The following is a 13,913-nucleotide window of genomic DNA, read 5'->3' on the forward strand; positions in this document are numbered from 1 at the left end:
TTCGTGATTCGACGGACACCGGACGATCTCGTCAGATCCCGGCCTGATCTGCAATTTCCCTGGCTTTGGCGACCAAGGCGTCAATACGTTCCACGGTGGGAGTTCCGCTCTCGGCGGCATTCTGCGGTTCGTCGCGGGCGCGACGCATCACGCCCTCGGCGATCACGGCAATCTTCCACAGTCCCAACGTGTGCCAGAACTTCAGCGCAGCAGGATCCCGTCCGGTGGCCTCGAGATAGATCCGGGAGATCTCCTCTCGCGAGGGGAATCCCGGGAGTGCCGACGCCGGGAAATCGCCGCCGGTATTCTCACCAGCCGCCGGCCAGTACGCCAACAAGCTTCCGACGTCCGCCAACGGATCACCGAGAGTGCACAGTTCCCAGTCGAGGGCCGCGACAACTTCGCCGTTGCTCGCCGAGGTGATCACATTGCGTAGGTGAAAGTCGCCGTGCACCAACGTGGTTTCAGTGTGATCCGGCTGGGCTGCAATCAGGCGTCGGGTGAGATCGTCCAGATCAGGGCATTCCCGCGTCTTCGACTGTTCCCACTGACCACCCCACCGCTTCAGCTGTCGCGCGGCGTAGGGCTTGTGACTTGCCAAGTCGTCGAGACCTGCCTGCTCGAGGTCGACGGCGTGTATCTTCGCCAGCGTCGGAGCGAGCGAGATTCCGATTGCCCGGCGACGATCTTCCGACAACGCCTCCGCAAGAGGCATTCGGTCCACCACTTCGCCGTCCACGAATTCCATGAGGAGCAGCGGAACTTCGGTGACGGCAGGATCCTCGGTCAACCCGAATACTCGCGGCGAAGGCACGTCGGTGGATTCGAGAGCGCTCAGGATTCGAGCCTCACGCGCCACGTCGTGAGCCGAGGCCAGCAGATGCCCCAGCGGTGGGCGTCGTAGCACCCAGCGATTGCCGTCCTGATCGCGAACCAGGTACGTGAGATTCGACTGCCCCAAGCCGATTCGATCGAAGGACAACGGCCCGGAAAAGTCGATCCCCAGGCCTGCGATCCACCCGGTGACCGCTTCGGTATCGAGTCCCACTACTCCGACGCTAGCCACCGACGGACGCTCCCTGTCGGAACGGGAGTGCGTCACCCAACAACTGGCCACCGTCGATGGTCATGATCTCGCCGGTGATCCACTGGGCTGCATCCGAAACCAGGAAGGCAATGGCAGCGGCCACGTCCTCGGGTTCACCGATGCGTCCGAGAGCAGTCGACGCGGACACCGCTTCTTCGTGTTCTTTCCACAGAGCTTCGGCGAGTTTGGTTCTCACCACTCCCGGCGCAACGGCGTTGACACGAATCTTCGGTGACAACTCGAGCGCCAACTGCTTGGTGATGTGGATCAGAGCAGCCTTCGACGCGTTGTACGTACCGATTCCCGCCTCGAACGCCATGCCGCCGATCGAAGCGGTGTTGACCACGGAACCACCGTGCTCGCCCATCCAGGCCCGCGCTGCGAGGCCGGTCCACAGGACTGGAGCCCACACGTTGACGTCGAAAGTCTTGGCGAAGCGCGAGTGATCCTGGTTGATGATCGGCCCGAACGACGGGTTGGTGCCCGCGTTGTTCACCAAGATGTCGAGACTGCCGAAACGCTCGATCGTCTGCTCGACGCACTTGCGTGCAGCATCCTCGTCCGTCGCGTGAGCGCCGACGCCGATCGCGTTGCCGTTCACCTGCGCGGCAGCCGCATCTGCGGATTCCTGTGAGCGCGAAGTCAGTACGACGTTTCCGCCCGCCGCCGCAATCGCCTGCGCGGTCGCGAGGCCGATGCCCCGCGATGCGCCTGTGACGATTGCCGTCTTACCTGTGAGATCCAGTCCTGCCATGTCAGTTCGCCTTGACTTCGCGGTACTTGCGCAGTTCCTGCTTGGCGATGGCGCGCTTGTGCACCTCGTCCGGGCCGTCGGCCAGGCGAAGGGTGCGCATGTGGGCGTAAGCCATCGCGAGCGGGAAGTCGTCGGTGACGCCGCCACCGCCGTGAACCTGGATGGCGCGGTCGATGATCTTGAGCGCGATGTTCGGTGCCGCAACCTTGATGGCTGCGATCTCGGTGCGCGCTTCCTTGTTGCCCACCGTGTCCATCATGTGTGCGGCCTTGAGCGTGAGGAGTCGAACCATCTCGATGTCGATACGAGCCTCGGCGATCCAGTCCTGGATATTCGCGTTGTCACTGACGGGCTTCCCGAAGGTGATGCGGGTGGATGCGCGCTTGCACATCAGTTCCAGTGCGCGCTCGGCCATTCCGATTGCACGCATGCAGTGGTGGATGCGGCCGGGGCCGAGGCGGGCCTGGCTGATCGCGAATCCTTCACCCTCACCGGCGAGAATGTCCTTGGCCGGGACGCGCACGTCCTCGAAAGTGATCTCGCCGTGTCCTTCGCGGTCCTGGTAGCCGAAAACCGGCAGGTTGCGCAGGATCGTGACGCCGGGAGCATCGATCGGCACGACCATCATCGACTGCTGACGGTGGGTGGCGGCATTGAAGTCGGTCTTACCCATGACGATCAGAACCTTGCAGTTCTGGTGCAAGGCGTTGGAAGCGAACCACTTACGGCCGTTCAGCACGTACTCGTCGCCGTCACGGTCCATACGGAGCTGGATGTTGGTGGCGTCGGAGCTGGCAACCTCGGGCTCGGTCATCGCGAAAGCGGAACGAATTTCGCCTTCGAGAAGCGGCTTGAGGTACTTCTCCTTGTGCTCGTCGGTGCCGAAGAGCGTGAGCACCTCCATGTTTCCCGTGTCCGGAGCGGCGCAGTTGGTGGCCTCGGAGGCCAGGTGGCTGCGGCCCATGATCTCCGCGAGCGGTGCGTATTCCAGGTTGGTCAGGCCGGGGCCCCATTCGGGATGGGGATGGAAGAGGTTCCACAGCCCGCGGGCCTTGGCTTCCTTCTTCAAGTCGTCGATGATCGGCGGCTGAAAGTGCGGGTTACCGGACTCACGCATCTGCTCTTCGTAGACCGCTTCGGCCGGGTAAACGTGCTTGTCCATGAAATCGAGCAGTTCGGCCTGGTACTTCTTGGTGCGATCCGAGAACTCAAACACTGACATGTGAACTCCTGACAGAGAGGGAAGGAAAATTGGGGGCTCGATGTTCGAGATGGCTGTTGACACCCTCGACGACATCCGGGCCGTGAAATGCGTTCAGCATCAGCGATTCCGCATGCCTGGCGGAATCAGTGAAGGTCGAGTGCGCGTCGGCACTCATCTGAGATTTGATGACGGAGAGGGACGTCGGCGAGCAGTTCGCCGCGATGTCCTCGGCGTAAGCAATCGCCGCATCCAGAACGTCACCGCCGGTGACCAGGTGGTCGATCAGACCGATGCGGTACGCCTCGTCGGCGTCCACCATCCGGCTGGAAAGCAGAAGATCGACTGCTCGACTGTGCCCGACCAAGCGGGGCAACATCCAGGAGATGCCGTACTCCGCAATCAGGCCTCGACGCGCGAACGCGGTAGTGAATCGTGTTGCGCTCGAACCGAAACGAACGTCGCAGTACAGAGCCTCGACCATTCCGAGCCCGGCAGCGACGCCGTTGACGGCGGCGATCAGCGGCTTGCGGATGGTGGTCGGGAAATGACGGTCTCGCGGCCGGACAAGATCACTTTCGGAGACTTCGCCGACGTTCTTCAAATTGCCGAGGTCAGCCCCCGAGCAGAATCCTCGGCCGGAGCCGGTGACAACAATTGCTCGGACACTGGGATCTTCGTCTGCCACGGCCAGAAAGTCGTAGTACTGATCTTCGAGCTCGTTGGTCCACGCGTTGAGAACGCGGGGCCGATTGAATGTCAGAACCAGCACCGCTCCTCTCTGCTCGGAGAGGACGAGTTCCTCGGTCATCGTGTTCCCGCGAGGAGCGACGCCTGGTACCGGCGCATCCCGCGCAGCCAACGGTCGTAGTCGGCGCCCTTCTGCCGGTACATGTCCAGCACGTTCTTGTGCGGAAGGATGAGAAACTCTTCGGCATCCACTGCCGCAAGAACGATTTCGGCGCATTCGGCAGGCTCGAGAACATTGCCTGCCGCAAGCACGGCTCCGGTTGCGGCCTTGCCGACCGGATCGCCGGAATTCTCACCTTCGTAGAGAAGCTTGGTGTTGACGCCCATCGGGCACAGGCAACTGACGCGAACACCCTGATCTCCGTAGGTGATCGAGAGCCACTCGGCAAACGCGACCGCGGCATGTTTGGTCACCGAGTACGCGGCGGACCCGACCTGACTGAGCAAGCCGGCCGCAGAGGCCGTGCTGATGAAGTAGCCCTCCCCGCGCTCCGTCCAGCCGGGGACGAGGAGCCTGGCAGCGCGAATGTGGGCGCGAACGTTGACGTCGATCGTCGTGTCCCAGACGTCTTCACTGATGTCGAGGCCCATGCCACCGGTAACGCCGGCATTGGCGAAGTAGAGGTCGACCGGGCCGAATTCCTTTTCCGCCTGCGCGATCAGGCCCGCAATGACCGTCTCGTCGGAGACGTCGCCACCGGCAGACACGGCCGCTCCGGGACGCTCCGCGTTGATCGCCTCCGCTACTGCCGAAGCTGCTGCCCCGTCCAGGTCAGCCACTACGACGCGAGCACCCTCGGCAGCCAGTCGCTCGGCCAGTGCACCGCCGATTCCCCCGCCGCCACCGGTGACAATTGCTACCTTCTGGGCAACCTTCATGAGCGATTCCTCTCGCTTGCGTCATACCTACGCGCTGACAGTGATCCACGTCTCCCCTCATGTATAGTTGAATCCGGCGTCAGTTTCAACCGTCGAATCGCGACGGTCACCCGAACGGCCCGTTCCGTCCTCCTGAACTGCGAGTAAAGGGATAACGATGACTGAAAACCAATTGCCCGTCCGCCCGTCCACCTTCGCCGAGCTCGAGAAGCTCATCGGCCAGGAACTTGGCCCGACGGAGTGGTACGACATCACCCAGGAGCGCATCAACGCGTTCGCCGAAGCCACAAACGATCATCAGTGGATTCATGTCGACCCGGAACGAGCCGCATCGAGCCCGCTCGGCAGCACGATCGCGCACGGACTCTTCAGCCTCTCACTGGGACCCCAGTTCTCCTACCAACTCATCCACTTCGACGGCTTCGCCCACAGCCTCAATTACGGCTACGACAAGGTTCGCTTCCCCGCTCCCGTTCCCGTGGGATCCCGGGTCCGCATGCGCGCAACCGTCGTGTCCGCGGAGCAGTTGCCCGGCGGAATCCAAGTGAAGATGAGCCAGGTGGTCGAGCGCGAGGGTTCCGACAAGCCCGTCGTGGTCGCCGAATCCGTCGCTCGCGTCGTCGAAAAGAGCTGAACCGAAAAGAGCTGAACCGAGACTGGGACGCCCGGCCGCTCGAACATCGATGCAGCCGGGGCGGCCCACCTCGTCAGAGACGGTCGGGGAACTTCAGAGCGTTCGCCCACAGATCGGTCACAGTGGCGACAATCTGATCGAACTCCGGTGAACGCCCGTCCACCTCACCCTCACGAAGGGTGAACAGACTGTAGGCGAGTCGACTCACCATGCCGGACAGAGCAATCGACGCCGTCATCGGATCCAGCGTCGTGTCCGCGATGCCGCGGGACTGCAGATCTGCAATCCCGCGGGCATTACGGCGTATGAACGCATTGGCACGCTCGCTGCGGAACTTCCGGAACTCCGGGTCGATGTGAGCTACCTGCTCCATGAGCCCCATCAACTTCGCATTGCGTTGATACGCGGCCAGATACGCTCGATTACTTGCCTCGAGCACGGCGTACGGATCGTCCGCGCTCGCAACGCGTCCCATGCCCGGGTGCATCATGTCGTCTCGCGCGACCTCGAGGACGGCGGCGAACACCTCTTCCTTGTTCGCGAAGTACGTGTAGAACGATCCCGTCGCGCAACCGGCTTCTTTTGCGATGTCGATCAAACGTGCATCGAGATAGCCACTGCGCTCGAAAACCTTACGGGCAGCAGCAACCAATGCCGCACGCGTGCGTGTCCCCCGCTCGGTGGTCGGTCGATCCCGGAGCAGCGCGGGCGGAGCCACCGGTAAGGCGGCAATTCGCGATTCGTCGTCGAGCACGGTGCGCTCCTCATCCTTCCGATCAACATCATTTTCGGGACAATCCCAGCAGACTCGATGTTGACGCCGGATTCAAGTGTACGCTCTGGTGAGACCCAGGACACACAATCGGTCGATTCCTCCCGAAAGGCAGAACCATGGTTAGCGTTCTCGACCCGGTGACCCGTCACGCGGAAGCCACTCCGGAAAATATTGCAATTCGCGGCACGGATAATCATTGGACATACCGACAGCTCCACGACGCGTCTCTGGCGTTTGCCGGCCGCATTCGCGACGAAGGGTTGAGCATCGGCGACCGGGTTCTGCTCGCGGCGCCGTCGGTGCCTGAATTCATCGTGGCGTACATGGGGATTCAGGCTGCAGGTTGTGTCGTGGTGCCCATCAACACGATGTCGGCGCAACCCGAAGTCGAGTACGTACTGGACGACGCCGAGATTTCGCTGGCGATCGCCTGGCACCAGCTCGGTCCCGCAGTTCAGGATGCAGGGAGTGCGCGCGGCGTCCCGGTGTGGACGCTCACCGAAGAATCGGCGAAGGCCGACCATCCACCGGCAACGGTGGTCGACCGCGACACAGCGGACACCACGGCGATTCTCTACACCTCCGGTACCACCGGACGTCCGAAGGGCGCTCAGCTGACGGTCGGGAATCTGTTGTCTGCCGGTGAGATCGGCGCCGAGAGCAGCCGCGGAAATCCCTCGGACCGCACCGGTACCGGACTGCCGCTCTTTCACATCTTCGGCCAGGGTTCGGTCATGATGGCAACCTTCACCGGCGGCGGATCACTATCCCTGCTCGCCCGGTTCGACCCGGCCGCCATGCTCGATCTGGTGCGTCGGGACAAGCTCACCATCATGGCCGGCGTCCCCACCATGTGGAATGCCATGCTGCACGCCGCAGCCGACGTGGACAGCTCCGACTTCGAACAACTGCGGATCGCAATCTCCGGTGGCGCATCACTTCCCGGTGAAGTCGCTCGCGCCTTCGAAGCACGGTTCAACTGCACAATCCTCGAGGGCTACGGCCTGACCGAGACGAGCGCATTCGGAACTTTCAACAGCATCGACCGCGTCGCAAAGATCGGATACACCGGCCGCGCCGTACCGCGCACCGAGGTCGAGGTCCGTGATCACGACGGAAATGTCTGCCAGGCAGGCACAGTGGGCGAGGTATTCATCAAAGGACCGACGGTCATGAAGGGCTACTGGAAGCGCCCGGCCGACACGGCCGCCGTCCTGTCCGACGACGGATGGTTCCGCACCGGAGACCTCGGCGAGACCGACGCCGACGGTGACCTTCGCATCGTCGACCGCGTCAAGGACCTCATCATCCGCGGTGGATACAACGTCTATCCAGGCGAGGTCGAAGAGGTGCTCTACCAGCACCCCGACATCATCGAGGCCGCGGTGATCGGTATACCCGACGACTACTACGGCGAGGAGGTTGCGGCGGTGGTGGCCGTTCGCCCAGGCTCCGACCTCGAAGCAGATGACGTCACCTCGTGGGCTCGGGAACGTCTGTCCGCCTACAAGATTCCGCGGGTGGTCCAGTTCATCGACGCGCTCCCGAAGGGTTCGACGGGAAAGATCCTCAAGCGATCGATCGACCGCACCGAACTCCTCGCCCAGAAGCAGAACTGAAAACACAGGTGAACCCCGGCGAGATTTCGCCGGGGTTCACCTGTCCATGCGCTCAGAGTGCCCTGTCCATACGCTCAGAGTGCGTCGAAGTACTCGATCTGCGGGGCGCCTGCGAGGAAGGGCGCCATCGCCTTTCCCGCGGCCTGGAAATGCTCGGACGATCCATGGGCCTTGATCGCAGCACCGTCTTGATACAGCTCCATGAACTTGTAGGAATTCGTATCCGTCTTCGAGCGGATCAGTTGATACAGAACCGTTCCGGGCTCTTCCGTGCGCACCTTCTCGGCAAGTTCGGCGACTACGGCTTCGAACTGTTCGCCGCTTCCGTCTTTGACGGTGATATCCGCGATGACAGCAATCATTCATTCCTCCAAAAGTGTTCCAGCAGTATTCGAGTGTTACCGAGAACCTACAGTTTCACTGCATGGGCAGTAGTCCGAACGTCGATTCCAACTGACTGCGAGTGCTTTCCGCATCGGTGTGGAGAATGCCGGCGATCCCCAATCGTGCCGCGCCGTCGAGGTTCTGTTGCAGGTCGTCGATCATCACGGCGCCTTCGGGCGCAACACCCAGCCGCTCGCACGCGATGGTGTAGATCTGACGAGAGGGCTTACGAATCCCGACTTCCGAGGAGATCACCACTTCGTCGGCGAGGTCCTCGAGCACAAAACCCGCGTAGCAATCACGCCCGAAAGCATTGGACACGAGCGCAACAGGGTGACCCGCCGCCCGCACGTCCGCGAGCAGACGCACCATCTCCTCGTCTCGAATCAGCCCGGCTTGCATACGGTCGACCAATCCAACGCTGTCGACGACTGCGCCGTGCGCTCGTAGCCGTTCCCCGAATCCTGCTTCGAAGGCCTCCTGGTCGATCTTTCCGGATTCGTGATCGGAGAGCAGTCTCTTCGAGACGTCGTCGCGGGAGAGCAGGGTCAACGGAAGTCGTGGGTCGCCCCCAAGCGAGGCCCCGAAGTCTTCGAAGGCCTGAAGAACACTGGAGGTGAGAACTCCACCGAAATCGACGAGCACTGCCGTACGCGTAGGTGTCATTGCTCCATCAGACACCAAACATGAACCCGGCGTCAACATCAGTTTTGGCGCAGCGAGAATTGTAAAGTGTTGATCCACAACCGGTTGACCGTATCGAGCAGACCGTCGAAGGTCACTCCGGCGGCGCCGTCCTCGCCGCCGCGGGATACGAAGTACCCGAACGCAAGTCGACTGATCATCCCGGAGAGTGCCCGAGACGTCAGTAGCGGATCCAGATTCGCGTCCGCCAGTCCGGCTTTCTGCAGCTTCTCGATACTGCGCGCGTTGCGTCGAACAAACGCGTCAGCACGCTCGAGGCGGAGAACCCGGAACTCCGGATCGATGCTTGCTACCTGCTCGAGCAGTCCCATCAGCTTCGCGTTCCGTCGGTACGCCTCGAGGTACGCGCGGTTACTCGCCGCGATGACCTCAGCAGGATCCGCGCCTTTCGGAGTGTGCGGCATACCCGGATGCATCATGTCTTCGCGTGCCAACTCCATCACTGCCGCGAAGATCTCTTCTTTGCTCGCGAAGTAGGTGTAGAAGGTACCGGCCGAGCACTGCGCCTCCACAGTGATGTCGATCAGCCGCGAGTCCAGATAGCCGGACCGTTCGAAAACGGTGCGGGCCGCATCGATCAACGCTCGACGCGTACGCAAACCACGCTGAGTGGAGGGGAGTTCCCGTGACGCTGTCGACGAAGCATCTTCGGAGCCTGTGCGTGCTGCAGCCATGCTCCAGTTATACGTCAGACGCCCGCTACCGGTGACCGATAGCGGGCGTCTGCTCGAAACCGAAAGAGTTACTTGGCGTACAGGTGCGCGCCCGGAATTGCGTTCGGATCATCCCGAACTTCCTTCGGGTTGGTCTCTTTCAGCACCCAGGCACTGAAGAAGGTCACCAGACCCATGAGGGCTACGAACACGGCAACCCATGTAGTGGTCCCGGTCTTCGCGATGAGTGCCGTCATGATGAACGGAGTACCACCGCTGACCGTGATCGCCGCCAGCTGGTACGCCAACGATGCTGCCGAGTAACGCACGTTGGGCGCGAACAGCTCACCCATGTACGCAGCGATCGGCCCGTAGGTCATCGACTGGAACACGCTGCCGACTGTCACCGCGATGAAGAACAGCGGCAGGGACTTGGTGTTGATCAACCAGAAGTACGGGAATGCCCAGACCACGATCGCCGCGGCGCCGATCAGGATCATCGGACGACGACCGATCTTGTCGGACATCTTCCCGGACCACAGCACCACGCCGACTGTCAGCAACGCACTCAGGAGCGAGATGATGAGCAGTGAGTTCCGCTTCAACCCCAGTTCGGTTGTGCCGTAGCTGAGCACGCCGGCGATGCTGATGTAGAACAGTGCATTGGTGGCGGCCAGAAGTCCGCAACCGAGCAGAATCTTGCGCCAGTGATCCTTGAGCGCCTGCGCCAGTGGAGCCTGAACGACGACGTCCTTTTGGTTCTTCTTGGCGTCTTCCTGCAACTCGAGGAATTCCGGCGTGTCCTCGACCTTCGTCTGGATGTACAGAACCACGGGGAAGAGCAGCGCGCTGGCGAAGAACGGAACTCGCCAACCCCAGCTCAGGAATGCATCATTGGAAATGGTCGCGGTCGCGACGAGGAAGACCAGGTTGCCCAGCACTACACCGAACGAGACACCCATCTGACCGAAAGTGCCTGAGAATCCGCGCTTCTTGGGACTCGCGGATTCGGTGAGGAGAAGGACGATTCCGCCCCACTGGCCACCGCAGGCGAGACCTTGGATGAATCGCAGTGTCACCAGAAGAATCGGAGCGACGACGCCGATTGCCGACGCACTCGGGATCGCGCCGATCAGGAACGTCGCGACGGCCATCAGCAACAGGCAGGTGACGACAGCGGGCTTACGCCCATACTTGTCGCCGAAGTGTCCGGCGACCAAACCGCCGATGGGGCGGGCAACGAAGCCGGCCCAGAACGTACTGAACGAGAGCAATGTGCCCATCAGTGCGGATGAATCGGGGAAGAACACATGCGGAAAGACCAGTGCCGCAGCCGTTCCGTACAAGAAGAAGTCGTACCACTCGATGGAACTGCCGAGCAGTCCCGCGCCGAGAAGTTTGCGGTGCGCTTTCTTCTTCTTCCGTTCCTGATCGGACAGACCCCCTGCCTGCGTGTTCGAATCCACTGCCGATCTCGTCATGGGTTACTCCTCGATGGGTCGGACGCTCGTCGCGCCGGGAGTTGAGAAGCGGAACCGGGCCAGAAGTAGAAACTGACACCAACTTCAACTCTGTGGCGTTGCGATCAGTCTGCGATACAAAAAGAGTGATGTCAATCACTGAAATGCATTGCCGCATAGGGGACTAAATCCCCTACCGATGCTCGTCAGCCACCACGACGAATGGCCGGCTCACCTTGTCGGCGGCCGGCAATTCGTTTGTCAGGTAGATCTAGTTCGGTACCCGCAGTTCACGACGAAGAATCTTGCCGCTCACTGTTTTCGGCAGGTCGTTCATTACCTCGACGATGCGTGGATACTTGTATGCTGCAAGCCTTTCCTTGCAGAACTCGACCAGATCCTCGGTGGTCGCCTCGAAACCATCCTTGAAAGACACGAAGGCCTTCACGGTTTCGCCCCGATACGGATCCATGACACCGACGACGGCAGCTTCTCGTACGGCGGGGTGTTCGTAGAGAACATCTTCCACTTCGCGTGGCCACACTTTGAAGCCCGACGCATTGATCTGATCCTTCATCCGGTCGACGATGTAGAACCAACCGTCGCCGTCCATGAATCCGATGTCGCCGGTGTGAAAACGCCCGTCCGGCATGGCATGCGCGGTTTCGGCTGGCTTGTTCCAGTAACCGAGTGCAACCTGAGGCCCGGAGACCACGATCTCGCCGTACTCCCCGACCTGTACCGGCTTGTCGTTCTCGTCCACCACCTCGGCGTACGTATTCGATACCGGTACGCCGACAGCAACGGCCCCCGACGCCGGATCTACCGGCGCTTCACGCGAATTCGGCACCACGATTGCCGGGCTGTTCGTCTCGGTCAGCCCGTAGCCGTTGTGAATGTAGTGACCGAACTTCGACCGGAACGCTTCCAACGCCGCGTGCGGGATCGGCGCGCCACCTGAATACACCGACTCGAGAGAGCTCAAAGATTCCTTCGAGACTGCGGCGCTGTCCGTCCACGCGATGAATACCGTGATCGCTCCGATGATCGCGGTAGCCCGATGCTCCGAAATTGACTCCGCTGCAACGATGGGATGGAATCGGCAGGTCAGAATCGTGGGCGCGCCGGCCAGGAGTGGAGCCGCGACGTGCCCGATCAACCCGGTGATATGGAACAGTGGCGCCACCGCGAACATCGCGCCGCCGGGGCGCAACCCCAGCCAGTCCCGATAGATCTGCGCTGCGAACACGACATTTGAGTGCGTGTTCATCGACCCCTTCGGCGGGCCGGTCGTCCCCGACGTATAAGGAAGGTAGGCAAGGTCTTCCGGAGACAGATCGACCTTCTCGGGCTTCTGTCCTCGATGAGCCTCGATCAGTTCCAGTAGGTCCGGAAATCCATCATGACGAATCCTGGACGCCGAACCGAAGATCCGTTCATCGTCGCGCGACTGAAAATCCCGTTCCGACGTAGTGATGACCCGTCGCACTTCGGTGCCCTCGGACGCAGTCGCCACGGTCTCGGCCGAGGACTCGAGACAGATGACTGCTACCGCTCCGCTGTCGGCCAGTACGGTGGACAGCTCACGGTCGCGGTACATTGGATTGACCGGAACGACGACGGCACCGAGCTTCCAGACCGCGACTGTCGCGATCACGAACTGCGGAACATTCTGCAGGACAAAGGAAACTCTGTCGCCGAACCCGATTCCGTCCACGGCGAGGGCTACCGCAAGCGCGTCCGACATCTCGTCGAGTTCAGCAAAGCTGACGGTCCTGTCGAAGTACCTGATGATCGGGGCGGTGCGATCGCGCTCCAGCGAAGCACGGAACATCGCGAGGGCGTTGGCATGCTCGATGTCCACGTTCGGCGGAGTGTCGGCGTCGTAATTGGCGAGCCAGGGCTTGCTCTCGTACACGTTGGTCATATCTCAGCTCTCGAAGTACCGACGTGGGTTGTCCACCAGCATCGCCTTGACCTGGTCTTCGGTGACACCACGTTCGAGCAGCGCCGGAATGACATCATCACTGATATGGGTGTAGTTCCAGTTCGGAAGTGCCACTTCTCTTGCCGCGCTGGGGAAGTAGTCGATGAAACACGACGCGTCATGTGCCAGAACCATCTTCTCCGCGTAACCGCGACGGGCCATCTCCACCACGGTGTTGACACGATCCTCGAACGACAGGAACGGTTCGAGACCAAAACGGTCCATCCCCAGTAGCGAACCGGCATCGGCCAGCGCACACAGGTAATCGAGATCGGTGGTGTCGCCGGAGTGACCGATGACCACCTTGGTCAGATCCGCACCCTCTTCGGCCAGAACCTTCTGCGCGACCAGCCCGGATTCAGTGTGCGGGTTGGTGTGCACGGTGATCGGCACTCCCGTTTCCACCTGCGACTGTCCGACCGCGCGCATGACCCGCTCGACGCCGGGGGTAAGGCCCGGCTCCTCGATGGCGCACTTCAGGAAGGAGGCTCGGACACCGGTTCCGGCGATTCCTTCCCTGATGTCCTTGACGAACAGTTCGACCATCGGCTCGGGGCCGTCGAACAGCAATCCCGGTCCGGTGTAATGGAATTGGAAGGGAATGTCGTTGTAGGTGTAGATGCCGGTAGCAACGATGATGTTGAGATCGACCTGCTCGTTGATCCGGACGATTCGCGGAATGTACCGGCCGAGGCCGATCACTGTGGGATCGACGATCGTGCTGATTCCGCGGGACTTCACCTCGGTCAGCTTTGCTACTGCGTCCGCTACCCGCACTTCCTCGTCCCAGGGTTCGGGGTAGTCGGGGTAGTTCTGGCGCAACTCCTCACCCAGAACGAAGACATGCTCGTGCATCAACACCTTTCCCAGATCGGCTGTATCCACCGGCCCACGAACGGTTTGTACTGAACTCATCGATCGAACCCCTGACTGTGATCGCCATCACTAACATGAGACAATGAGCTAGTGTGTCTCACGTGGCCAGGTTCGTCAATAGGCTCGATCCCCCGAGGCTCACCATTTTT

General features: G+C 61.4%; 14 protein-coding genes. 2 read left to right on the forward strand and 12 right to left on the reverse strand.

All coding sequences use genetic code 11. From position 1 onward, the window contains the following. Positions 1-31: 31 nt before the first annotated feature. The 5 genes from ACVZUB_RS27120 to ACVZUB_RS27140 are packed head-to-tail and all read right to left on the reverse strand — an operon-like array spanning position 32 to position 4,671. A complete protein-coding gene (locus ACVZUB_RS27120; protein ID WP_482627928.1) occupies positions 32-1,066 on the reverse strand; it encodes a phosphotransferase family protein in 1,035 nt (344 codons plus the stop codon). Then, positions 1,059-1,841: an SDR family oxidoreductase gene (locus ACVZUB_RS27125; RefSeq protein WP_007730827.1), complete on the reverse strand. Its 783-nt coding sequence runs from the start codon at positions 1,839-1,841 to the stop codon at positions 1,059-1,061. Before ACVZUB_RS27125 ends, ACVZUB_RS27120 begins: the two co-directional genes overlap by 8 nt. A 1-nt stretch (position 1,842) precedes the next feature. After that, positions 1,843-3,063, reverse strand: a complete 1,221-nt coding sequence (locus ACVZUB_RS27130; RefSeq protein WP_019745701.1) for an acyl-CoA dehydrogenase family protein — start codon at positions 3,061-3,063, stop codon at positions 1,843-1,845. Then, a complete protein-coding gene (locus ACVZUB_RS27135) occupies positions 3,050-3,853 on the reverse strand; it encodes an enoyl-CoA hydratase-related protein (RefSeq protein ID WP_050656976.1) in 804 nt (267 codons plus the stop codon). The genes ACVZUB_RS27130 and ACVZUB_RS27135 overlap by 14 nt, the downstream gene beginning before the upstream one ends. Then, positions 3,850-4,671 (reverse strand): SDR family oxidoreductase, encoded by an 822-nt coding sequence (locus tag ACVZUB_RS27140; protein ID WP_003942864.1) that lies wholly within the window; start codon positions 4,669-4,671, stop codon positions 3,850-3,852. Before ACVZUB_RS27140 ends, ACVZUB_RS27135 begins: the two co-directional genes overlap by 4 nt. Positions 4,672-4,828: 157 nt before the next feature. On the opposite strand from ACVZUB_RS27140, the gene ACVZUB_RS27145 reads away from it, so the two are divergent. After that, a complete protein-coding gene (locus ACVZUB_RS27145; RefSeq protein ID WP_003942878.1) occupies positions 4,829-5,305 on the forward strand; it encodes a MaoC family dehydratase in 477 nt (158 codons plus the stop codon). A 73-nt stretch (positions 5,306-5,378) separates the two neighbouring features. On the opposite strand, the gene ACVZUB_RS27150 is transcribed toward ACVZUB_RS27145, so the two are convergent. Next, positions 5,379-6,059, reverse strand: a complete 681-nt coding sequence (locus ACVZUB_RS27150) for a TetR/AcrR family transcriptional regulator (protein ID WP_007730821.1) — start codon at positions 6,057-6,059, stop codon at positions 5,379-5,381. 137 nt (positions 6,060-6,196) lie between these two features. Here ACVZUB_RS27150 and ACVZUB_RS27155 point away from each other — a divergent pair, with 137 nt between their 5' ends. Further along, positions 6,197-7,699 carry a class I adenylate-forming enzyme family protein gene (locus tag ACVZUB_RS27155; protein ID WP_007730820.1) on the forward strand — a complete coding sequence of 501 codons (1,503 nt, stop codon included), beginning with the start codon at positions 6,197-6,199 and terminating at the stop codon, positions 7,697-7,699. A 74-nt stretch (positions 7,700-7,773) separates the two neighbouring features. Here the strand turns inward: ACVZUB_RS27155 and ACVZUB_RS27160 are convergent, their stop codons facing one another. The 6 genes from ACVZUB_RS27160 to ACVZUB_RS27185 all read right to left on the reverse strand — a co-directional run bounded on the left by ACVZUB_RS27160 (position 7,774) and on the right by ACVZUB_RS27185 (position 13,803). After that, on the reverse strand, positions 7,774-8,061 hold the full coding sequence (locus tag ACVZUB_RS27160; RefSeq protein WP_042446304.1) for a putative quinol monooxygenase: 288 nt from the start codon (positions 8,059-8,061) through the stop codon (positions 7,774-7,776). 55 nt (positions 8,062-8,116) lie between these two features. After that, positions 8,117-8,749, reverse strand: coding sequence for an HAD family hydrolase (locus ACVZUB_RS27165; RefSeq protein ID WP_065351528.1), 633 nt, complete (start codon positions 8,747-8,749; stop codon positions 8,117-8,119). 38 nt (positions 8,750-8,787) lie between these two features. Continuing rightward, positions 8,788-9,462, reverse strand: a complete 675-nt coding sequence (locus ACVZUB_RS27170) for a TetR/AcrR family transcriptional regulator (RefSeq protein ID WP_054187504.1) — start codon at positions 9,460-9,462, stop codon at positions 8,788-8,790. A 68-nt stretch (positions 9,463-9,530) separates the two neighbouring features. Next, positions 9,531-10,922 (reverse strand): MFS transporter, encoded by a 1,392-nt coding sequence (locus ACVZUB_RS27175; protein WP_058038323.1) that lies wholly within the window; start codon positions 10,920-10,922, stop codon positions 9,531-9,533. 250 nt (positions 10,923-11,172) lie between these two features. Beyond that, entirely contained in the window at positions 11,173-12,828 is a 1,656-nt protein-coding gene (locus tag ACVZUB_RS27180; protein WP_065351530.1) for an AMP-binding protein, read from the reverse strand. 3 nt (positions 12,829-12,831) lie between these two features. Further along, positions 12,832-13,803 (reverse strand): phosphotriesterase family protein, encoded by a 972-nt coding sequence (locus ACVZUB_RS27185; protein ID WP_003943005.1) that lies wholly within the window; start codon positions 13,801-13,803, stop codon positions 12,832-12,834. Between the last annotated feature and the right edge of the window lie 110 nt (positions 13,804-13,913).

The sequence above is a fragment of the Rhodococcus sp. OS5 genome (assembly GCF_056837585.1).

Bases quoted from the DNA above. Each gene is read 5' to 3' on its own strand.
- ACVZUB_RS27125 (WP_007730827.1), bottom strand. From the start codon at position 1,841: ATGGCAGGACTGGATCTCACAGGTAAGACGGCAATCGTCACAGGCGCA.
- ACVZUB_RS27130 (WP_019745701.1), bottom strand. From the start codon at position 3,063: ATGTCAGTGTTTGAGTTCTCGGATCGCACCAAGAAGTACCAGGCCGAA.
- ACVZUB_RS27135 (WP_050656976.1), bottom strand. From the start codon at position 3,853: ATGACCGAGGAACTCGTCCTCTCCGAGCAGAGAGGAGCGGTGCTGGTT.
- ACVZUB_RS27140 (WP_003942864.1), bottom strand. From the start codon at position 4,671: ATGAAGGTTGCCCAGAAGGTAGCAATTGTCACCGGTGGCGGCGGGGGA.
- ACVZUB_RS27145 (WP_003942878.1), top strand. From the start codon at position 4,829: ATGACTGAAAACCAATTGCCCGTCCGCCCGTCCACCTTCGCCGAGCTC.
- ACVZUB_RS27155 (WP_007730820.1), top strand. From the start codon at position 6,197: ATGGTTAGCGTTCTCGACCCGGTGACCCGTCACGCGGAAGCCACTCCG.
- ACVZUB_RS27160 (WP_042446304.1), bottom strand. From the start codon at position 8,061: ATGATTGCTGTCATCGCGGATATCACCGTCAAAGACGGAAGCGGCGAA.
- ACVZUB_RS27165 (WP_065351528.1), bottom strand. From the start codon at position 8,749: ATGACACCTACGCGTACGGCAGTGCTCGTCGATTTCGGTGGAGTTCTC.
- ACVZUB_RS27170 (WP_054187504.1), bottom strand. From the start codon at position 9,462: ATGGCTGCAGCACGCACAGGCTCCGAAGATGCTTCGTCGACAGCGTCA.
- ACVZUB_RS27175 (WP_058038323.1), bottom strand. From the start codon at position 10,922: ATGACGAGATCGGCAGTGGATTCGAACACGCAGGCAGGGGGTCTGTCC.
- ACVZUB_RS27180 (WP_065351530.1), bottom strand. From the start codon at position 12,828: ATGACCAACGTGTACGAGAGCAAGCCCTGGCTCGCCAATTACGACGCC.
- ACVZUB_RS27185 (WP_003943005.1), bottom strand. From the start codon at position 13,803: ATGAGTTCAGTACAAACCGTTCGTGGGCCGGTGGATACAGCCGATCTG.